Origin of the sequence: Rhodococcus sp. 14-1411-2a (assembly GCF_002259485.1) — a bacterium.
Classification (GTDB): domain Bacteria; phylum Actinomycetota; class Actinomycetes; order Mycobacteriales; family Mycobacteriaceae; genus Rhodococcoides.
Window position 1 is genome coordinate 193,214 of the sequence record NZ_NPGA01000012.1, and the last position, 20,064, is coordinate 213,277.

General features: G+C 64.7%; 19 protein-coding genes. 13 read left to right on the forward strand and 6 right to left on the reverse strand.

Features of this window, described 5'->3' with window-relative positions:
* Positions 1-6: 6 nt before the first annotated feature.
* Entirely contained in the window at positions 7-1,302 is a 1,296-nt protein-coding gene (locus tag CH291_RS10480) for an ABC transporter substrate-binding protein (protein WP_094687406.1), read from the reverse strand.
* A gap of 211 nt (positions 1,303-1,513) precedes the next feature.
* On the opposite strand from CH291_RS10480, the gene CH291_RS10485 reads away from it, so the two are divergent.
* The 7 genes from CH291_RS10485 (at position 1,514) to CH291_RS10520 (ending at position 10,093) form a co-directional block, all read left to right on the forward strand.
* A complete protein-coding gene (locus tag CH291_RS10485) occupies positions 1,514-3,547 on the forward strand; it encodes a beta-galactosidase (protein ID WP_094687407.1) in 2,034 nt (677 codons plus the stop codon).
* Positions 3,547-4,362 (forward strand): DeoR/GlpR family DNA-binding transcription regulator, encoded by an 816-nt coding sequence (locus CH291_RS10490; RefSeq protein WP_068045263.1) that lies wholly within the window; start codon positions 3,547-3,549, stop codon positions 4,360-4,362. The genes CH291_RS10485 and CH291_RS10490 overlap by 1 nt, the downstream gene beginning before the upstream one ends.
* The gene (gene galT, locus CH291_RS10495) at positions 4,349-5,494 is read left to right on the forward strand and encodes a galactose-1-phosphate uridylyltransferase (RefSeq protein WP_094687408.1); all 1,146 of its coding nucleotides are present in this window, start codon (positions 4,349-4,351) and stop codon (positions 5,492-5,494) included. Before CH291_RS10490 ends, galT begins: the two co-directional genes overlap by 14 nt.
* Positions 5,491-6,657, forward strand: a complete 1,167-nt coding sequence (galK, locus tag CH291_RS10500; protein ID WP_094638487.1) for a galactokinase — start codon at positions 5,491-5,493, stop codon at positions 6,655-6,657. The genes galT and galK overlap by 4 nt, the downstream gene beginning before the upstream one ends.
* Positions 6,658-6,678: 21 nt before the next feature.
* On the forward strand, positions 6,679-7,770 hold the full coding sequence (locus tag CH291_RS10505) for an ABC transporter ATP-binding protein (protein WP_094687409.1): 1,092 nt from the start codon (positions 6,679-6,681) through the stop codon (positions 7,768-7,770).
* Between the two features lie 101 nt (positions 7,771-7,871).
* A complete protein-coding gene (locus tag CH291_RS10510) occupies positions 7,872-8,996 on the forward strand; it encodes a hypothetical protein (RefSeq protein ID WP_143545914.1) in 1,125 nt (374 codons plus the stop codon).
* Between the two features lie 266 nt (positions 8,997-9,262).
* Entirely contained in the window at positions 9,263-10,093 is an 831-nt protein-coding gene (locus tag CH291_RS10520) for a MerR family transcriptional regulator (RefSeq protein WP_094687412.1), read from the forward strand.
* Here CH291_RS10520 and CH291_RS10525 read toward each other — a convergent pair.
* Positions 10,081-10,263 (reverse strand): hypothetical protein, encoded by a 183-nt coding sequence (locus tag CH291_RS10525; RefSeq protein WP_094687413.1) that lies wholly within the window; start codon positions 10,261-10,263, stop codon positions 10,081-10,083. The genes CH291_RS10520 and CH291_RS10525 overlap by 13 nt on opposite strands.
* A gap of 38 nt (positions 10,264-10,301) precedes the next feature.
* A complete protein-coding gene (locus tag CH291_RS10530) occupies positions 10,302-10,934 on the reverse strand; it encodes a hypothetical protein (RefSeq protein WP_094687414.1) in 633 nt (210 codons plus the stop codon).
* 135 nt (positions 10,935-11,069) lie between these two features.
* On the opposite strand from CH291_RS10530, the gene CH291_RS10535 reads away from it, so the two are divergent.
* Genes CH291_RS10535 through CH291_RS10545 form a run of 3 tightly spaced genes read left to right on the forward strand, consistent with a single transcriptional unit; the run spans position 11,070 to position 13,761 of the window.
* Complete coding sequence (locus CH291_RS10535) at positions 11,070-12,344, forward strand: sensor histidine kinase (protein WP_218829023.1); 1,275 nt, start codon at positions 11,070-11,072, stop codon at positions 12,342-12,344.
* Positions 12,335-12,991: a response regulator transcription factor gene (locus CH291_RS10540; protein ID WP_068045236.1), complete on the forward strand. Its 657-nt coding sequence runs from the start codon at positions 12,335-12,337 to the stop codon at positions 12,989-12,991. Before CH291_RS10535 ends, CH291_RS10540 begins: the two co-directional genes overlap by 10 nt.
* Positions 12,988-13,761: a DUF4097 family beta strand repeat-containing protein gene (locus CH291_RS10545; protein ID WP_094687415.1), complete on the forward strand. Its 774-nt coding sequence runs from the start codon at positions 12,988-12,990 to the stop codon at positions 13,759-13,761. Before CH291_RS10540 ends, CH291_RS10545 begins: the two co-directional genes overlap by 4 nt.
* A 20-nt stretch (positions 13,762-13,781) precedes the next feature.
* Here the strand turns inward: CH291_RS10545 and CH291_RS10550 are convergent, their stop codons facing one another.
* Together CH291_RS10550 and CH291_RS27330 are read right to left on the reverse strand one after the other, a co-directional pair.
* The gene (locus CH291_RS10550; RefSeq protein ID WP_094687416.1) at positions 13,782-15,002 is read right to left on the reverse strand and encodes an FAD-binding domain-containing protein; all 1,221 of its coding nucleotides are present in this window, start codon (positions 15,000-15,002) and stop codon (positions 13,782-13,784) included.
* A gap of 42 nt (positions 15,003-15,044) precedes the next feature.
* Entirely contained in the window at positions 15,045-15,404 is a 360-nt protein-coding gene (locus CH291_RS27330; RefSeq protein ID WP_306437432.1) for an FmdB family zinc ribbon protein, read from the reverse strand.
* A 68-nt stretch (positions 15,405-15,472) separates the two neighbouring features.
* Here CH291_RS27330 and fmdA point away from each other — a divergent pair, with 68 nt between their 5' ends.
* Positions 15,473-16,726, forward strand: coding sequence for a formamidase (fmdA, locus tag CH291_RS10560; RefSeq protein WP_068045226.1), 1,254 nt, complete (start codon positions 15,473-15,475; stop codon positions 16,724-16,726).
* 6 nt (positions 16,727-16,732) lie between these two features.
* Entirely contained in the window at positions 16,733-17,230 is a 498-nt protein-coding gene (locus CH291_RS10565; protein WP_094638496.1) for a hypothetical protein, read from the forward strand.
* Positions 17,231-17,236: 6 nt separating this feature from the next.
* On the opposite strand, the gene CH291_RS10570 is transcribed toward CH291_RS10565, so the two are convergent.
* Positions 17,237-17,833, reverse strand: a complete 597-nt coding sequence (locus CH291_RS10570; RefSeq protein WP_094687417.1) for a hypothetical protein — start codon at positions 17,831-17,833, stop codon at positions 17,237-17,239.
* Positions 17,834-18,068: 235 nt separating this feature from the next.
* Between CH291_RS10570 and CH291_RS10575 the strand changes: the two genes are divergently transcribed.
* On the forward strand, positions 18,069-19,967 hold the full coding sequence (locus tag CH291_RS10575; protein WP_094687418.1) for an HNH endonuclease signature motif containing protein: 1,899 nt from the start codon (positions 18,069-18,071) through the stop codon (positions 19,965-19,967).
* The last annotated feature ends 97 nt before the right edge of the window (positions 19,968-20,064 follow it).

Sequence of the window (20,064 nt, forward strand, 5' to 3'; positions counted from 1 at the left end):
CGGGATTCATGTTCCGAACACCGCCGACTTCTGACGCTCGATGCTGCGGACCAATCCGTCGACGTCGTTCGGGTTGCCGATGAACTGTTGCAGGGCCGGGATCATGACGATCGACGCGAAATCGGGGCGAGTATCGCGGTCGAAGAACTGCGTGATCTCTCCGGCGTTCTGGACGAGGTTTGCCGACTTACGCACCAGCGCAGGGAAATCCGACAGGTCGGCGTCGCGGTGGGCGGGGATGGCCTGCGGATCCTGCTTCGCGTAGGCGACGGCAGGTTCGGGGCCGGTGAGGAAGGTGAGCAGCTTCTCGGCACCGGGGCGATTGCGCGGATCGGCCCGCATCATGAAGCCGTCCATCGGGGCCTCGACCGCGGAACTGCCGATGGCGGAGTCGAGTTCGGGGAAGGGAAAGAAGTCGAGGTCGTCGCGGTCGGGCCCGGCGGGAAAGCTTTGTGCGACGAACATGCCGGCGACCAAGGACCCTACGCTCTTGTTGAGCAACGCCGTCTGAGCGTCGGCGATCTTTCGACCCAGCGGTTGTGGCTGATGGAACGGCAGAAGCTCACGCCACGTGTCGAATACGGTGCGGACTCGATTGTCGGTCCAGCTGACGTCACCGGCCAACAGGGTGCGGTGGAAGTCGACTCCGTTGAGGCGCAGGTTCAGGTAGTCGAACGTCCCCATCGGCGGCCAGCCGTCACGCGCACCGAAGCCGATCGGGGTGACGCCGTCGGCCTGCATCTGCTTGCTCAGGGTGACCCACTGGTCGTAGGTCCTGGGCGGTTCGTACCCGCGCTCGGCCCACAGGCTCGGGCGGTAGAACACGGCCCACGGGTAGTAGAAGAACGGAATCAGATACTGATTGCCGTCGGATCCGGTCGAGTTCTCCTTGAAGGAGTCGCTGTATCCGCCGCCGTTGCTCGCCCACACGCTCGAGACGTCCTCCACCAGACCCTTGTCTGCGAAGTACTTCATTCGATAGCCGCCCATCCAGGTGAACACGTCGTCGGGCGTGCCCTGGAGGTAGTTGTTGACGTTCTCCTGGAACGACGTCGAGTCGACGGTGTTGACGCGGATGTCGCCACCGGTCTGCTGCCGATACATGGCGACGACATCTTCGACGCCGACCTTGGAGTTCTTGTCCGACAGCCGTGAGCCGAGCGTGATCGTGTTGGGATCGAGACTGCTCGAGCACGACGACAGCACGCCACCTGCGGTGATCGCACCGGCGGCGACGAGCGCAGATCTGAGGAAATCGCGCCGGGACGGCTGCCAGGTACGCGGCCACTCGTGTGGGTTCATGAGAGTCCTTCGACGGAAAATATCGATAACGATCAGAAGTGAACATTCCGCTGTGCGTTCCGCGGTACTCGTCTGACCGTTCGGGGTGATGCAGGTTACAGAAACACGACGCCACGGCGTCTGTCAAGCTCTTCGAGGCCCGCTCACCAGCATCAGTAAGAAAATGTTCATTCATGTTGACATCTGAGGACGACTCGTTCATATTGTGAGCATGGACACAGCGCGACGCAGCACCTGGCCGACCCAGGGAATCTCTTTCGGGGGCGACTACAACCCCGAGCAGTGGCCCGAGGACGTCTGGCGACGTGACGTCGAACTGATGCACGAGGCCGGTGTCGACTTCGTGACCGTCGGTGTGTTCTCCTGGGCTCGTCTGCAGCCGACCGCCACGACGTGGGACTTCGAGTGGCTCGATCGCGTCATGGATCTGATGCACCAGGACGACATTCGCGTGGACCTGGCCACGGCCACCGCGTCGCCGCCGCCGTGGTTGGCCACTGCGTACCCGCAGATGCGTCCGGTCGACGAGCGCGGCTACCGCTACGCCATCGGCAGCCGTCAGACGTGGAGCCCCAGTTCCGCTGTGTACCGCGAACATTCACTGGTACTGGTCGAGAAGATGGCCCATCGTTACGGCGAGCACCCCGCGCTCGCGATGTGGCACGTCTCCAACGAACTCGGTTGCCACAACGCCCTGTGCTACTCCGACGACAGCGCGCACGCGTTCCGGGAATGGCTCAGCGCCAAGTACATCGACCTCGAAACCCTCAACACCGCGTGGGGCACCGACTTCTGGAGCCAGCGGTACAGCGACTGGGACGAGATCGTTCCCCCGTCGGTGAGCACCACGTTCGGTAATCCCACGCACCAACTCGACTGGCGCCGTTTCTGCTCCGACGCGCTCCTCGAGCAGTACCGCGCCGAGAAGGCGGTGCTGAACCGCATCACCCCTGGCGTGCCGGTCACCACCAACTTCATGGTGGGTATGGGCCAGGGCCCCGCACTCGCCGGCAACATGGACTACGCGTCCTGGGCCCCCGAGCAGGACATCGTCTCCACCGATCACTACCTCGTCGGTCCCGAGACCGGCGACGCCGCAGCGCATCACAAGCTTTCGTTCTCGGCTGACCTCACCCGCGGCGTCGCGGGGCGTCGACCCTGGTTGTTGATGGAACATTCCACCAGCGCCGTCAACTGGCAGCACATCAACCGCGCCAAGGTGCCCGGTGAGATGATGCGGAACTCGCTGGCGCACATGGCACGTGGAGCAGACGGCATCGCCTACTTCCAGTTCCGCGCCTCCAAGGCCGGAGCGGAGAAATTCCACTCCGCATTGGTGCCGCACGCGGGCGAGGACTCCGCCCGGTGGCGTGAGGTCGTCGAACTCGGTGCGGCACTGCGTCGCATGGCCCCGGTGGCAGGCAGCACCGTCGACGCTCGGGTCGCCGTGCTCTTCGACTGGGCCTCGCAGTGGGCGTGCGAACAAGAGGGCCATCCGTCGATGGCGATGCAGCCCATGGAGATTGCCCGCCGCGCCCATCACGGGTTCACCTCCGCAGGCGTGACCTGCGATGTCGTCCCGTCGTCGACGGACCTGAGCGACTACGACGTGATCGTGGTTCCGGCCCTGTACCTGTGCAGTGACGAGACCGCTGCGCGGATCGCCGACGCGGCCGAGGCGGGTGCGCAGGTGCTCGTCACTGCTTTCTCGGGAATCGCCGACGAGGACGACCACGTGCGACTCGGCGGCTACCCGGGAGCCTTCCGCGAGTTGCTCGGAGTCCGCGTCGAAGAGTTCTTCCCGCTCGCCGAGGGCGAGACCCTGCCCCTCGACGACGAGACCGTCGGTGAGATCTGGAGTGAATATCTCACCGCATCCGAGGATGTCGACGTGCTGGCGCGCCACACCAGGGGCCATCTGCGCGGTGTGCCCGCGCTGACGAAGCGGGCCGTCGGCACCGGCGCTGCCTGGTATGCGGCCACCGTTCCCGACGCAGTCGGCTGGGCTGCACTGACCGACAAGCTCTGCGGTGCAGCCGGTATCGAGACTCGACGAGATCTGGGATCCGATGTGGAGATCGTGCGGCGCTCGGCGGGGGAGCAGTCCTGGCTGTTCGTGCTCAACCACGGAAGCGACAAGGTGAGTGTGCCGGCCACCGGTACCGATCTGGTCAGCGGCGCACACGTCGACGGCGAGCTGATCGTGGCTGCCGGCGGTAGTGCAGTGATTGCCGAGAACAGCTGATGCTCGCCCATCAGCGTCAGCAGAAGATCCTCGACCAGGTGACGGCGCAGGGTGCGGTCAAGGTCGCCGATCTGGGAACTGCACTGTCGGTGTCGGACATGACCATTCGACGCGACATCAACGAACTGGTGGCTCGCGGTCTGGTCGAGCGGGTGCACGGCGGTGTCACGCTGCCACGATCGGCGAGCGTGTTCGAGCCGGGCTTCTCCGCGAAGTCCGAACTGGATCGAGATGCCAAGGCGGACATAGCCAAGGCCGCAGCTCGGTTCGTGCGACCGGGGACCTCCATCGGCATCTCCGGCGGTACCACGACTCACGCGCTCGCTCAGGAACTACTCGACATCCCGGACATCACCGTCGTCACCAATTCGCTTCCCGTCGCCGAGGTCTTCCACACCGGTGGCCGAACGGATCAGACCGTCCTGCTCACCGGCGGACAACGCACGCCCTCCTATGCGCTGGTCGGACCACTCACCGTCAGCGCGTTGCAGAGCATCCACCTGGACATGCTGTTCCTCGGAACGCACGGAGTGGACATCGAATCAGGGCTCACCTGCCCCAATCTGATGGAAGCACAGACCAATCAGGCGCTGGTGGCATCGTCCCGACGCGTCATCGTGCTGGCCGACCACACCAAATGGGGCGTCCGCGCGCTCGCCAACACCATCCCGCTCTCCCGCGTCGACGTGTTCGTCACCGATGCCGGGCTCGACCCCGGCGTGCAGGACGCGTTGTCCGAGGTGGTCGACGACGTGGTGATCGCCGGAGGACCCGTCGACACGAACGAGGAACGAGTACTCGATGACCGCGCATGACGCCACGACGCACGCACTGCGCAAGACGTCGACCACTCTGGCCGACGGCCGCGAGCTGATCTACTACGACGACACCGAGCCCTACGTCTCCGGCGGAGCCACCCGAGACTTGGTCGATACCCGCGCTCTCTCACCGTCGATGTCGCAGTCGCAGATGCGATTCGACGTCCTCACAGGCGAATGGATCGTCATCGCGGCGCAGCGAATGGACCGCACGTTCCTGCCCCCGGCCGACGCGTCGCCGTTGGCACCGAGCCGCCCCGACAGGCCGGCGACAGAGATTCCAGCTGCGGACTACGACGTGGTGGTGTTCGAGAACCGGTTCCCATCACTGTCCGAAACTGCTGCACAACAGACGCTTCCGAGCGAGGTGGACGGCGAGGCGCTGTGGCCGCTCGCGCCAGGCACCGGACGCTGCGAGGTGATCTGTTTCGCCAGTGATCCCGACGCCTCCTTCGTGTCGTTGGAGCTCTCTCGCGTCCGCACCATCATCGACGTCTGGGCCGACCGTACGGCTGCCCTCTCGGCTGTCCCCGGTGTGCAGCAGGTCTTCTGCTTCGAGAACCGCGGAAAGGAAATCGGCGTCACGCTGACGCACCCGCACGGTCAGATCTACGCCTACCCCTATCTCCCGCCCCGCACCGACGCGATGATGCGACAGTCGCGCACACACTTCGAGCGCACCGGTCGAGTCCTGCTCGCCGATGTACTCGCGGCCGAGCTGCGTTCGGGTCGACGCATCGTCGTCGACGCCGAACACTGGGTCGCGTACGTCCCGGCGGCGTCGCGCTGGCCCGTCGAGGTACATCTCGCTCCTCGTCGTGACGTGGCGGACCTGGCCGAGTTGAACGGTGCCGAGCGGGACGAATTGGCCGGGGTCTATCGCGATCTGCTGCGCGGCGTCGATGCATTCTTCGAAGGCGTCGACGAAGTGCCGTACATCTCGGCGTGGCATCAGGCCCCCGTCGGAGCCGATCGCGAGCTGGGACGTCTGCATCTGCAACTGTTTTCGATGATGCGCTCACCGGGCAGGATGAAGTTTCTGGCCGGGTCGGAATCGGCGATGGGCGCGTGGGTCAACGACACCACGCCCGAGCGGATCGCCGATCGCCTGCGCGAGGTGCTGGCATGAATTGGCTCGAGGTGGTGCCCGAGGAGGATCTCGCCGACGCAGCAGCGGCGTTGTTCCGCAGTGCATTCGGCGGCGAACCCGACGGCGTCTGGATCGCTCCCGGACGCGTCAATCTCATCGGTGAGCACATCGATTACGCAGGCGGACTCGTGTTGCCGTTCGCGCTGCCGTACGCAACCGCAGTCGCTGTCCGGCGCCGCGAGGACACTGTGATGCGCGCCGTATCGACACATACCGACGAGTCGTGGACGGGTGAGCTCGCGGAGATCGGTCCGGGCACGCCGTCGGGTTGGGCCGCGTACGTGGCAGGTGTGTCCTGGGCACTGCAGGTTCACGGCGTCGGCGGAGTCGATGTGGCCGTGCACTCCTCGGTACCGGTGGGCTCGGGGTTGTCGAGCTCGGCGGCCCTCGAATGCTCGTTCGCGCTGGCGCTCGACGACCTCTTCGATGTGCAGGTCGATCGGAAAGTGTTGATCGACGCCAGTATTCGGGCCGAGAACGAGATCGCCGGTGCGTCGACCGGAGGCATGGATCAGAACATCGCGATGTCGGCCCAGTCGGGACATGCGCTGCTACTCGACTGTCTCGACGGTTCGACGCGTCAGATACCCCTCGATCTCGCCGCGTCGGGAACTCGGTTGCTGGTGATCGACACCAATGCGCCGCATCGGTTGGTCGACGGTCAGTACGGAGAACGCCGGAAGGCGCTGGATACCGCGTACGCCGAATTGGGGGTGACGACGCTGCGCGGTCTCGATCTCGACAAGGCGGTGTCGGGACTCGTCGACGACACCCTGATCGCGCGAGTTCGCCACGTCATCAGTGAAATTCGCCGAGTGGAGGAGGCCGCCGAACTGCTCGACCGCGGCGCCGCAGGAGCCGAACTCGGTGAGTTGATGACGGCCTCGCACGCGTCCTTGCGAGACGACTACGAGGTCAGCTCACCGGAGCTGGACAGTGCGGTCGATGCGGCGCTGCGCGCGGGTGCATATGGGGCCCGGATGACCGGCGGGGGATTCGGCGGCTCTGCCATTGCGCTGGTTCCCTCGGAGTTGGTCCAGGCTGTTGCGGACGAGATCGCCACCGGTGCAGCACGATCCGAACTGCCGGAACCCACTTTTCTGACCGCCGAGCCCTCCGGCTCCGCGCATCGATTCTTCTAACCTCGACAAAGGAGTACTCCCATGGCACAGGTCACGTACGAAGGAGCGACCAAGCTCTATCCGGGATCGGACGTCGCGGCGGTCGAATCGTTGGACCTCGCCATCGAGGACGGCGAGTTTCTGGTTCTCGTCGGTCCGTCCGGCTGCGGAAAGTCCACCTCGTTGCGCATGCTCGCCGGGCTCGAGGACGTCGACTACGGTGCCATCAAGATCGGCGATCGCGACGTCACCTCGCTGGCACCCAAGGAACGCGACATCGCGATGGTGTTCCAGAACTACGCGCTGTACCCGCACATGACCGTCGCCAAGAACATGGGCTTCGCACTGCAGATCGCCGGCATGGACAAGGCCGAAGTGGGCCGACGCGTCGAGGAAGCGGCGAAGATTCTCGACCTCACCGACTACCTCGGCCGTAAACCCAAGGCGCTCTCCGGCGGTCAGCGTCAGCGCGTCGCGATGGGCCGCGCGATCGTGCGGAACCCGCAGGTCTTCCTCATGGACGAGCCGCTGTCCAACCTCGACGCCAAGCTCCGCGTTCAGACTCGCACGCAGATTTCGTTGCTGCAGCGCAGGCTCGGCACCACCACGGTCTACGTCACCCACGATCAGGTCGAGGCCATGACGATGGGTGATCGCGTGGCGATCATGAAAGCCGGTGTGCTGCAGCAGTGTGCCAGCCCGAAGGAGCTGTACGAGCGCCCGGTCAACGCATTCGTCGCCGGGTTCATCGGCTCTCCCGCGATGAATCTGTTCGAGGTGGACGTGGTCGCCGGAGCCGCGAAGCTGGGCTCGCTGTCGGTCCCCATCGAGCGCGCCATCGCCGACCGGATCGACGGCAGCCGCGTCACGATGGGCGTGCGACCGGAAGCGTGGACGCTCTCCGAGTCCGGAACGGACATCGTCGTCGATGTCGTCGAGGAACTCGGTGCGGACGCCTACATCTACGGCCGGACCGTCGCGGACGCGTCGAATCTCGGCACCGTCGGGGCACAGATCGTCGCGCGCATCCCCGATATCGCAACCCCGTCGCAGGGCGATGTCCTCCGACTCGCCCCGCGCGCCGAGACCGTGCACTACTTCTCGACGACAACAGGATTGAACCTGCTCCCCTAGGGCCACCTCTCGCTTCTCAACGGCTGTTGCGTTAGTCTCCTCGGCGGGGTGAGTCCGATCTGCACCAATTGCGGATCCACTATTTTTCCGGGGGATACGAAGTGTCGAAGAAGTGGTTGCGCGGCGTCGTGGTGTCTGCAGTGGCGGTCGCGTTGTATCCGATCGCTACGGTCTCGGCCGATCCTGCGCCGAGTCCGGCACCAGCGACCATCATGGGGTCCATCGACAACGGGCCGGGTCACTTCAGCGTTTTCCGTACCGTCGACAGCGGCCAGCGTCCGACCGCGGAGGACAACGCGGCGTGCAACGATTACTTCGGCTCCCCGCGTTCGTCGACCGTTGTCGAACGCCTCGACGCGCGGATGTACACCTTCACCAACGACCCGTCGACGGGCTTCTTGCAGAACCCCACGGCTCAGAACGTCGGACCGATCTACGTGTGCGCCGGGCCGACCGTCGACGGCCAGGCCTTCCTCGACCAGTGGGGCGCACTGACAGCCCCCGGACTGGGCGAGTTGTCGATGTACGGGCCGTGCGGGATCGAGTTCATGATCGGGTTGCCCGGCCGCGCGGCCGTCGATTGTGTTCTGCGAGTGAACCCCAACGATTCCGGGGTCATCGACGGTGTCGCGACCAGCAACTCGATCGCCAATCCGCTTCGCCTGCCGGACGGACGCACCGGCTCGCTGTGGACGCTCTACACACTCGGTGAAGGCACCGCTCCCGTGCCGGAACCCGTTGCGGGAACCCCGCAACCGACGGGTTCGGTGAAGTACAGCGTCGGGCGCGAGGTGAACTCGGTCTCGACCGGAAGCACTCCCGCATGCCCGGGTGGAGTGCGCACGACGGAGATTCACGCGGTGTCGGTGGACGCCGCCACCGGCGCGGCATCGACCGAGCCCTCCGCGGACGTCGCAGCCACAGCATCGATCTGCTACCAGAATCCGTCGTCTCCGGATTTCGGCGCGTCGTTGAGCATCACGAGCTACGGTGTCACGCCTGCGCTCACGGCCACGTCCACCGGACAGTGCCGTCGTATCGATCTGCCGATCGAGCCGGGCACCGTGCAGCAGTCCTGCGGCTTCACCTTGCCGCCGCAGCCTGCTCTCGGCCTGACCGGCGGCCAGGTGACACTCAACGGTCTGGTTCCGACGAACGATGCTGCAGGATCGGCAAACTCGGCCATCTGGACCACCTCGTTCCTCGGTTCCATCACCCCTCGATGAACAGACGGGGGATCGGGGTGCGCGTCGATCCGGTGTTACCGTCGGCTGGTGCACCTCGTCGTTCCCTCCGATGACTTCGCCGCCGCCTGGCGGGAGGCTCATGCCGAGTGGGGGCGAGCGGGTCGCCTGTCCGGTGTCGGCGGTTCGCTTCTCGATTTCCGTGCCCTGAAGAATCGGGTGCAGCTGACCGCGCTCACCGCGGTCCAGTGCACCCGATTTTGCTCTCTTGACCCTCACACTGTGTGAGACGAGAACCTCGGAGGGTCATGTTCAGCATTGGAGAGTTCGCATCGATCGGCCGGGTGTCGGTTCGCATGCTTCGGCATTACGACGAGATCGGGCTGTTGACGCCGGCACGGGTGGATCCGTTCACGGGCTATCGCTCGTACGACGGTTCACAGTTCGAGGTTCTGGGACGCATTCTCATGTTCAAGGACCTCGGGTTCAGGCTCGACGAGGTGACGCAGATCGTGCACGGTCAGGTCAGCGTCGACCGGCTACGTGAGATGCTCGCCGCCAAGCGTGATGATGTCGCTCGTCGACTCGATCTCGACGCCGCTCGCCTGCGTCGCATCGATGCGCGGCTCTCCCACACCGAAGGGATTTCGATGATCATCGTGGACACCAAATCATTGCCGCCCACCCGTATCGCTTTCGTCACCGACACTGCCGCCGGGTTCGGGCCCCAGAACATCGGCCCGGTAATCGGCCCGATGTACGCCCGACTCGCGCAGACCCTCGCCGGACACGGGGCGACGTTCGGGCCGTCCTCCATTGCGATGTACGAGGCCGTCGACGACGGGGACGGCACCGGCATCACCGTGCATGCCGCATTCGAGGTGGGGCCGGAAGTGACAGCGGCCGAGGGCTACGAGGTTCGCGAGCTTCCGCCCGTCGAGCTCGCGGTCACCACCGTCCACCACGGTTCGATGGCCACGATCGGTGAGACCTGGGAGCAGTTCACGGCGTGGATCGAGGCCAACGGCTACGAGCTCTCCGGGATCTGCCGCGAGTTCTATCTGGTATCGGAGCCCCAGCCACAGGAGAACTGGGTGACCGAATTGCAGCAGCCGGTGATCCGGCGTCAGGACGCCTGAGCGAGCTCCACGAGAGAAGTGCACTGGCAGCCGCCGGTGACCTCCTCGCATTCCAGCACCAGAAAGTGGCGGACGTACTCGAGGTCCACGCAGTCTGGCTCCGTGCACTCCGCACCGCCGACCGCGTGGATCACGAGTGTGCCGTGGCAGGTATCGAAGCGTGCGGACATGCGAATCCCTTTCTGTCGTTTGCTCTACATCCTTGATATCACCGGGCTCCGACAAGTTCGGGAGAAGACGAGCGTGTTCGACGCCTGAGCTGGGTTGCGATCATCACCGTCAGAGCCGGAATCCAGGCGTATCCCAGGGCGGTCCTGATGATGGTCCGGTCGCCCAGCCACGCTCCGGCTGACACCAGTACAACCGCCCACACGACTGCGGCCAGCAGGCTGAGTACCGCGTATTCACGGTGCCGCAGCGCGGAGGTCGCTACGAGTCGCGGTGTGACGGTGCGGATACCCCCGATGAGATGTCCGACGGCGGCGACAGCGCGTGGTCGTGATCGCGCCTGTGTGGTCAGCCCGAGGACGACCCTCATCACCGGGGCCGGCACCGCCGACTCCACTCGTCCGAGACCCGACACCGTGGCGGTGCGGCGACTGTGCCAGAACGCCCACTGCGCACCCATGCTCGACGCCACCGCCGCTGTGACGACGGCAGGTAGCCACGGTACGACGCCGATCGACGTCAGCACCCCGAGCGTGATCGGGACGCTGTTTCCTGGTGTGAAAAGACCCAGCAACGACGCGGACTCGAACGCCAGCAGCACGAATACGACGGCGAAGACGACCCATACGGGCACGGACGACAACCGGTCCACATCGAGGATGTTCAGGTTCATACTTGTCCAATCTGGTCGACCGTGGCGCGGAGAACACCACGATCGACCCACGGATCGACGGTAGGGCCAGCCCTACCTCGGGCCGTGGGTTCACACTGCGGACAAGCCGACGACACCCGACTTAGGCTGATCCGCATGAACGAGGCTCTACCGATTCCCCTGAATCCACTCAGGGCGTGGATATCGCCGCACTGGTGGCTTGCGGTGGCGTCGTTGCTGGCATCGACGGTCGCCGGGCTGGGCGGTTGGATGATCCTGGGCCTGCTGATACTGGCGGTGTGCGCACTGCCGTTTGCGCTCAGCGGGGTGCTCGTCTTCGCGCTGACGATAGTGGCGCTCAAGTGGATGGACTGTGCAGCGCGTGCCGGAATCGGTTTCACCGGTGGAATTGCCATCGAGGGCCCCGAAGTGACCGTGTACCCGACCAGTTGGCGCAAGTTCGTCTGGTGCCTTCGCGACCTCGGATTGTGGAAGTCGTTGTGCTACTGGCTCATCCGTATTCCGGTCTCTGCTGTTCTGCTGTTCTTGCTGCCGGCGCTCTTCGTGGCCCTGCCGGTTCTCGCGCTGGCCCCGGTCGCCTGGATCGTGTCGAATCCGGTCGCCGATCAGCTCGAAATCGGCGAGCGGGTGGGCTATCCGTTCGTCGCGTTGGTCGGTTTCGCGTCTTTGGTGACCTTCGTTGCGGGAGTTCCGCTGCTGCTCACCGCCCTGGCGCGACTCGACTGGTGGAGTGCCGCAGCCCTTCTCGGCCGATCGGAGTCCAGTAGGAGAGTGGACGAATTGACGGTGAGTCGAGCTCGCGTCGTCGACGCTGCGGATGCCGAACGCCGTCGCATCGAACGCGATCTGCACGACGGGGCCCAGCAGCGTCTCGTCTCGGTGGCGATGTCACTGGGGCAGGCCAAGTCGCGCGTCTCTGCGAGCGAGGACGCGGTGTTGAAAGAACTGCTGGACGACGCACATCGAGAAGCAAAGAATGCGATCGGCGAGATCCGCACCCTCACCCGCGGTCTGCATCCGCCGATCCTGACCGACCGTGGACTCGACGCCGCACTGTCGTCCGTCGCGGCGTTGTGCACGGTACCGGTGACGTTCCGGATAGACCCGGCCCTTTCCGGTGATCGACGCCCGGACGCCACCGTCGAGTCGACGGTCTACTTCGTCGTCTCGGAGGCCCTGACCAACGTGACCAAGCACGCGAAGGCCGACCACGTCCGAGTGGACGTCTCGAGAGTCGAGTCCGCAGTGCGGGTAACGGTGGTCGACGACGGTTGTGGCGGAGCGCATCCGGCACCGGGAGGCGGCCTGGCCGGGCTCGAGGACAGGCTCAGCGGAATCGACGGAACCCTGTCCATCACGTCGCCGTCCGGTGGCCCGACGCGGCTCGAGGTGAGCATCCCGTGCGAGTGATCATCGCCGACGATTCGGTTCTGTTGCGAGAGGGCGTCGCTCGCTTGCTGACCGATACCGGAGCCGACGTGATCGGCAAGGTGGCCGACGCGTCGGAACTGCTCGCGGCCATGTCCGCTGCCGATCCGCTTCCCGATGTCTGTGTGGTAGATGTACGCATGCCGCCCACCTTCCTGGACGAAGGTCTGCGTGCAGCGCTGGTCATTCGCCAACGGTGGCCCGCTGTAGGGGTTCTCGTGCTCTCGCAGTACGTGGAGGAACGGTACGCGGCCGAGCTCATTCGGCAGAGCACGGACGGCGTCGGCTACCTGTTGAAGGACCGGGTAGCCGACGTGGACGAATTCGCCGATGCCGTCCGGACCGTTGCCACCGGTGGCACGGTCATCGATCCAGAAGTGGTGCAGCAGATTCTGGCTCGGGCCCCACGATCGGATCCACTCGATTCGCTGACCCCACGCGAGCGGGAAGTGTTGACCGCCATGGCCGAAGGCAAGTCGAACGCCGGAATTGCCGCTGCTCTGGTGGTCGGTCAAGCAGCCGTGGAGAAGCACATCGGAAACATCTTCGCCAAGCTCGGGCTGCTCGGAGACAGCGCCGATCACCGCCGTGTCATGGCCGTCCTGCGATATCTGGGAGCGATTCAGTGAGAAAAGTTCTGTGGCGCACTGCTGTCGCCGTGTCGGTTGCCGTCGTAGTGGTGGGTACCGCAGGAGCGGCCACGACGGCCACCCTCGCTGTCGGCTTCACCACGCCGAAGATGCAGTCTTTCGATTACTCCGCCGATACGGCGATCGTCGGGAACAATCTCTCCGTCACAACCAGATTCGCCAAGGTGTCGGTGTCCATGAGCCCCGACTCGGACCTGCACGTACGGGCCGACGGGTCCTACCGAGGGGATACTCCGACGGTCGACATCAGTGACGACGGCTCGACGATCGCTGTGGAGTGTTCCTACCGCAAGCGAGGCAGCTGCGACATCGGCCTCGAACTACGGATACCCGCCGGCTCGATTCTCGACATCGACGCAGCAGCAGGCGACGTGGAGCTCTCCGACGTGGACGCGCAGGCATCGGTGTCCACGTCCGCGGGATCCGTGACAGCTCGGGGATCTGCCGGAACCCTGAACATCACCACCGGATTCGGTGACGTCGACATCACCGACGCAGCTGTGTCGGCAGTCGAGGTGGACACGACGTTCGGTCGGGTCGCCCTGGATTCGAGGGTGCCACCGGACTCGGTCCGTGTACAGAACATGCAGGGCGACAGCACGATCGAACTGCCGGCAGCCGATTTCTACGACGTCGAGGCGACGTCGGAGAAGGGAGATGTCGACATCGACGTCGTCGACGATCCGAATTCCCCGAGGTCGGTGTCGATCACCAGCGAAGACGGCCGGATTTCGGTGCAGCGGAGATAGTTTCGGTCGGTGACTGCTGTTCAATGACTCCGACGCCACGCACTGAACGATCTGACCGAGGACGGGGTGGGACGCACCAGCCACGGCCACGGATGCAACTCGACCGGGGCCACGGCGTCGGCGATGCGGGAGAAGCCGGGAACGGGCGCCCAGGTGGTGGCCACGGCGCGCTCGGAGAGTTCGTCGGCCACTCGACCGCGGCGCACCTCCAACGGGCGGGTCGACGCGATCTCACCGAGCGTCTCGGCAAGAAAGACCAGCCTTTTGCCGGAGAGCCGCAGTTTCCGCAGCAGTGGTTCGTCGAACACGAACACGGCAGCTCGATCGGGCTGCGCTGCCAGGGCCGGGTCTGCGGTGCCGAGCGACTCTGCTGTGATCCACACTTGTTCTGCGCCTTGTCCTTCCACGTGAGCAGGACCGGCGGGAATCGGAGCCTTGTTCAGATCCGGGCCGTCGACCGCGGGGCCGAGATCGTCGTCGGGCCAATTCTCGATGGGGCACGCATCGTTCAGTGCGCAGTTGCGGCACAGGGACGGTGCTCGCTTGTTCACCTGCCATCGACTGAAGCCGTACACTTTGCCGCTTCCGGTGCCGACGGTCCACTGCCAGCCGAGGCGATTGGCGGCGCGAGAGCCGTCGAGTAGGTGAGCGAACATCTCGTCCTCGCCATCGCGCCACGTTGCACCGGCGCGGACTGCCCACTGGGACGCCAGCCACATGCGAGTTTGATTGACGAGCCAGCCGTCGTCGTGCAATTCACCGACCACCGAAGACATGCAGTTCATCTCCTCGGGCCACGGCTGCGCGGTCCAGCCCTGCGGTCGTGGCTGTTCGCGGCGCAGGGACTGCCCCAGTTCTGTTCCGACCCGTGCATAGAGGTGGCGAGCATATTCCTGCCACATCAATTCGTCGCGGTAGCGGGAGCGGTCGCGGGAGGGAGCGTCGGCGACCGCGTCCCACACTTCGCGCAGAGTCAGCAGCCCGTGGCGGATGTACGGCGACATGCGGCTCGCACCTCGGCGATTCACCGGCAGGACCGTGCTTCGATCACGGGCATAGCCGGTGATGTCGAGTCCGGCCAGCGCGGTATCGGCAGCGGACTGCCCACCTCGAATGGCACCGGCGGTGACCCCGTCCGCCCCCTCGCGAGTCAGATCGCCCAGGTGCTCGGCAACCCAGGCGACGACGTCATCGGTGGCGGCGCCGTCGGCGATGGATGGGGGAGGAGGCAGCTCGGACATGCCGTCGGACTTCCCCGTCGGGAGGAAAGGGAAACGCGGGTGTCAGGGTCGCGGCAGGCGTCGATGAAGCGGGTTCGATGTCGTTCTTGTCGCCGCCCTCCCCTGGTGAGGTACGGACGAGACGACGGCGGGCGTGTCCGCAGTGGCGCGGGCGGCATCGTGCGCTTGCATCGCAGCGCTGTTTCCTCTACCGAGAACGGGTGAGGAGATCTTTCGGGCTGCCGCCTGCCCGCATGCCGGACACGGCACCTCCGAGGGCACGTCGGCCATGGAGAATCGCTGCTCGACGGGGGCGCAACGCTGTGCGCAGCGGAAGCTGTAGGTGGGCACGTATCCGAGGGTAGCGTTAGATGTCGCATCAGCGACGTTCCGGCACAACGTCATACAAGATTTACATGCCATATGCGGCCGGATGCGCCACGACGGTGCAATGATCGAGGCAGGGGAATCCGCGCAACCGGAGGTGTTCAGTGCCCGAACTGCTGTTTCCGCTCGACTCGACGAAGAGCTTCACCGAACAGGAGATCGTCGGCCACAACCGATGGCATCCCGACATTCCGGCGGCGGTCACGGTCAAACCCGGCACATCATTTCGAGCCCACTGCCGCGAATGGTTCGACGGGGCCATCCACAACGACGATTCCGCCGAGGACATTCTGAATGCGCCGCTCGACAACGTGCACACACTGTCCGGGCCGTTCCACATCGAGGGAGCCGAGCCCGGCGACCTGTTGATCGTCGACATCCTCGACGTAGGGCCGATCCCGCAGGAGGATTCGGGTCCGCTGGCCGGTCAGGGCTGGGGTTACACGGGAATCTTCGCCAAGGAGAACGGCGGCGGGTTCCTCACCGATCGATTCCCCGACGCGTACAAGGCAATCTGGGATTTCTCGGGGCAGACCACCACATCTCGTCACGTTCCCCACGTGAAGTACACCGGCATCACCCATCCCGGCCTCATGGGGACCGCGCCATCGGCGCAGTTGTTGGCGAAGTGGAACGCCCGTGAAGGTGCCTTGATCGCTACCGACCCCAATCGTGTTCCGCCACTGGCACTTGCCCCAGAACTCGACGGGGCGATTCTCGGATCACTGAGCGGCGACGAATTCTCCCGTGTCGCAGGTGAAGCCGCGCGCACGGCACCGCCCCGCGAGAACGGCGGAAATCAGGACATCAAGAACCTCACCAAGGGCACTCGCGTCTTCTATCCGGTGTTCGTGCCCGGGGCGAAGCTGTCCTTCGGCGACCTGCACTTCTCGCAGGGAGACGGAGAGATCACGTTCTGTGGAGCCATCGAGATGGGCGGCTTCATGGACCTGCACGTCGACCTCATCAAGGGTGGCATGGAGACCTACGGGGTGAGCGAGAACGCGATCTTCATGCCCGGAAACACGGCACCGCAGTACTCGGAATGGATTGCGTTCTCGGGCATTTCGGTGACCGTCGACGGTGAGCAGAAGTATCTGGACTCCGACCTGTCGTACCAGAACGCATGCATGCACGCGATCGACTACCTCACCAAGTTCGGCTACAGCCCCGAGCAGGCATACCTGCTGCTGGGATCGGCCCCGATCGAAGGACGCCTGTCCGGCGTGGTGGACATCCCCAATTCCTGTGCCACCGTATACATCCCCACCGCGATCTTCGACTTCCCGATAGCACCTTCTGCCAGCGGACCATTCCAAATCGACCCGGGAATGGGAGCGCCGAGGGCTCAGTTCTGACGCCGTATGCCGACACTGTGGATGCTCGAGGACCTAGAGCCCTTCCCCGACGAGCCTGTCGTAGGTGCGGTGTGTACACCGACGACCTACTGGGCGTCACCCGACGCGATGGACCTACCCGCTGAGGTGTGTACCGAGGTGCAGGCTCGAGTGGAGGCTGTCACCACCAACGGCCGGACGGAGCGGGTAGCGCACCTCGGCAACGGGTTCACCACGATGATGGGCGACGGTAACTTGGTCGGTGACGTGATGTTGCACGGCTGCTTGGTGTGGGACCGGTACCTATGGATCGATTTCTGGGCAAGGCCGCGGGGTAGCGTTCGCGTGTTGGATCGCCCCGGCTTTCTAGCACGGCACGAGGAACATACTCCAACGCCACATCCCGGGATGTTCGCCGTGACGCCGTACGGACGCATGGAGTATCGCGAACACGGCTCATTGCCAATGAGTTTCGGTGTGCAGTGGAACGTGCTTCTGGTCGAGACTGTTGCATCGAATGGTTGAGGAGTCTCAGTCGTTGTGCTCGTCGTGGCCCTGAGTGACAATCTGGTCGACGCGGACTGGCATGGATGCGATGGAGGTGAGCGCGAGAATGTCGGCGACGGTTTCTGCGCTGCCTCCGAGGTACGCGCAGTGGAAGTCGAAGTGCTGAGCCACGCACCATGTGTGATCGCTGGGCCACCACAGATTCGGTGACAGTCCTTCGAGTGTGTCCGCTGCGCGTGAGACCGGTCCCTTCAACAGGAAATAGTCGTAGCCGGCGATGGCTGCGGTCGGTGCCGTCGCGCGAATGTCGTCGAGTGCTGTGTTGCCTTCCCAGACGGCGAACCAGCACTCATCCGGCGCTGTCGTGCTTCGAGCGAGTACTTCGATGATGGATTCCAGCTGATCACGCCAGGGCGCAATGGTTTTCGACGACGCATGCTGGGTCGTGGTGGCACGTAGGGGATACAGGACACGGGCATAGGCGTCGAACACAGTGGGGACCAGCGAGCCCACCGTCGTCTCGGCCACGACGTTCAGGTTGTAGTCCACCCACTGCGCTTCCGAGACATTCTGCTGCAGATCGTCGTTCGACCATACCGGGTGATACGTGCTCGATGCCATAGCCCTCACGCTACCGACATCGAGTGCGCCCGCTGACAGGTTGAGCCACCACCCGCCAGGCGAATTGTTCAAGCCAGGATCGTTCAGCTCCGAATGCCGATCATGCGGTTCGGATGTCTCACGTCAGTTCCTACCACCGTGACTGCGTAGATGATGGGCGGAGCCGTCGACAGTCGTCTTGCCCTGTTCGTAAATCTGTTCGAAACTTGTCGGTGGGTCGCGGTAGATTTTGTACATGCTTTCGGGGGACGGCGGATCAGGGGTGGACGGCATCGATGTGGTGCCGCCTGCCCCTGACGTGTCCGATCCTGACTTGTCGGCATTGGTGGAGCGGGTCGAGTCCGCGGTTGCGGAGTTGACGGAGCAGGCGTCGGTGTCGTGGACGAACGCCGACCGGCGTGCGGTGATCCAACGCATGGAGATGCTGAACCGATCCTTGTCGGCCTATTCGTACACCTGGCTGAACGAGCTGATCTCTCAGCACGGCCTCGACGTGTATCCGGGCTCGGTCCCGTCGTCGGTGGCGTGGATGCTGCGGATCACCCCTCGAGCAGCAGGAGCACGAGTGCGTCTGGCTGCACAATTGGGTGATCGAACGTCGTTGTCCGGTGAAGTACTGGCCCCGTTGCTGCCGCGAACTGCCGAAGCATTACGGGCGGGGTTGCTCGATGCCAAGCATGTGCAGATGATCCGCGAGTTCTTCCGTCATCTGCCCTCGAGTGTCGATCCGCAGACCCGCGATCTCGCCGAACAACAGTTGGTGGAACAGGCAGTGAAATTGCGGCCGGACGATTTCGCGCCGGTGGTGGCGTGCCTGGACGCGATGGTGAATCCGGACGGCGATCACGACGATGATGACGATGATGACGATGACGACGGAAACCCGCCGAAGCCGCGAAAGCGGAGGGATGCGTTCTTCTACCTCGGCGAGCAAGGGGCCGACGGTATGTCGGAAGGCAAATTCTGCGTCGACCCCGAACTACGCGCCTACCTCGAAGCCCTGTTCTCGAAAGCCGCGAAACCTGGCATGTACAACCCCGCCGACGGCAAACCGATCGTCGACGACGAGAACGGAAGCGACGGGGACGACCAGACCTCGGGCGAGGATGCCCACGCACGACCGCAGCCCGGGACCACGCCCCGCGAAGCAGGGGCGAGTGATGCAGGATCGGGGGACTCCAATTCCGAGACACCACCGCTACCTGAGCGTAAAGACCGGTGGCGAAGTGATGCGGGACTCTGGGACGACGGTCCATGTGGCTGTGACGGCCATTGCGGTGACGGCCATTGCGGTCACGACGAGTGCGGAGGCGGCATCGAATGCGGTTGCGGTACAGGCTCTGACGGCACCTCCTCCGACGACACTTCCTCCGACGGCCCTGCTGCCAGGCGTACCGCTGCCGGGCACGGCGATACCGAGAGCAGTCAGGCAAGGGCCGAGGCTGCGGCGTCAACGCGCGAGGCCGCCGTCCAGCGTGACATCCGCACCCAGAACGAACGTCGTCACGACGCCCTGAAGGTGGCACTCCGGCACACCCTCGCCTCCGGGACCCTCGGCACCCACCGAGGCCTGCCCGTCACCGCCATCGTCACCATGAGCCTGAAAGATCTGGAAGCCGGCTGCGGATACGCGAAGACCGCCACCGGATCACGAGTGTCGATCCGCGACGCGATCCGCATGGCTTCCCACGCACACCACTACCTGACGATCTTCGACGACAACGGCAGAGCCCTCTATCTGGGTCGATCGAAACGCATCGCCTCCGCAGACCAACGCATCGTGCTCATCGCCCGAGACCGTGGCTGCAGCTTCCCCTCCTGCACCCGCCCCGCAACCTGGTGCCAAGCCCACCACCTCACCGACTGGATCGACGGCGGCAACACCGACATCGACGGATTGACCTTCGGCTGCGACATGCACCACGCACTCGTCGGCACCGGACCCGGAAAGTGGGCAACCACCAAAACCGGAGCAGCACATCGCTATCCGGGCCGCACCCTGTGGCATCCACCGGCCGGGATGGACCCCAAGCGCCGCGGGCTGATCAATCACGCCCACCACCCCGAAGAGGTGCTGTACCCGCCGGACCACCATGACGACACCGGCGACGTGGAACCACGACAACCCGCCTGACGACCCACGCCAGTCTCAGGGCACAGCCCTGCCTGTAATCAGCACAACCTGCCTGCTCGAGGGACGGACTCGGAGGTCGGCGGTTGCGTACGGTGGG

Coding starts and splice junctions, on each gene's coding strand:
- CH291_RS10550 (WP_094687416.1), bottom strand. CDS start 15,002: ATGTCCGAGCTGCCTCCTCCCCCATCCATCGCCGACGGCGCCGCCACC.
- CH291_RS10485 (WP_094687407.1), top strand. CDS start 1,514: ATGGACACAGCGCGACGCAGCACCTGGCCGACCCAGGGAATCTCTTTC.
- CH291_RS10565 (WP_094638496.1), top strand. CDS start 16,733: ATGCCGACACTGTGGATGCTCGAGGACCTAGAGCCCTTCCCCGACGAG.
- CH291_RS10520 (WP_094687412.1), top strand. CDS start 9,263: ATGTTCAGCATTGGAGAGTTCGCATCGATCGGCCGGGTGTCGGTTCGC.
- CH291_RS10570 (WP_094687417.1), bottom strand. CDS start 17,833: ATGGCATCGAGCACGTATCACCCGGTATGGTCGAACGACGATCTGCAG.
- CH291_RS10480 (WP_094687406.1), bottom strand. CDS start 1,302: ATGAACCCACACGAGTGGCCGCGTACCTGGCAGCCGTCCCGGCGCGAT.
- CH291_RS27330 (WP_306437432.1), bottom strand. CDS start 15,404: ATGGCATGTAAATCTTGTATGACGTTGTGCCGGAACGTCGCTGATGCG.
- CH291_RS10505 (WP_094687409.1), top strand. CDS start 6,679: ATGGCACAGGTCACGTACGAAGGAGCGACCAAGCTCTATCCGGGATCG.
- CH291_RS10490 (WP_068045263.1), top strand. CDS start 3,547: ATGCTCGCCCATCAGCGTCAGCAGAAGATCCTCGACCAGGTGACGGCG.
- CH291_RS10535 (WP_218829023.1), top strand. CDS start 11,070: ATGAACGAGGCTCTACCGATTCCCCTGAATCCACTCAGGGCGTGGATA.
- galT (WP_094687408.1), top strand. CDS start 4,349: ATGACCGCGCATGACGCCACGACGCACGCACTGCGCAAGACGTCGACC.
- galK (WP_094638487.1), top strand. CDS start 5,491: ATGAATTGGCTCGAGGTGGTGCCCGAGGAGGATCTCGCCGACGCAGCA.
- CH291_RS10525 (WP_094687413.1), bottom strand. CDS start 10,263: ATGTCCGCACGCTTCGATACCTGCCACGGCACACTCGTGATCCACGCG.
- CH291_RS10530 (WP_094687414.1), bottom strand. CDS start 10,934: ATGAACCTGAACATCCTCGATGTGGACCGGTTGTCGTCCGTGCCCGTA.
- CH291_RS10575 (WP_094687418.1), top strand. CDS start 18,069: ATGCTTTCGGGGGACGGCGGATCAGGGGTGGACGGCATCGATGTGGTG.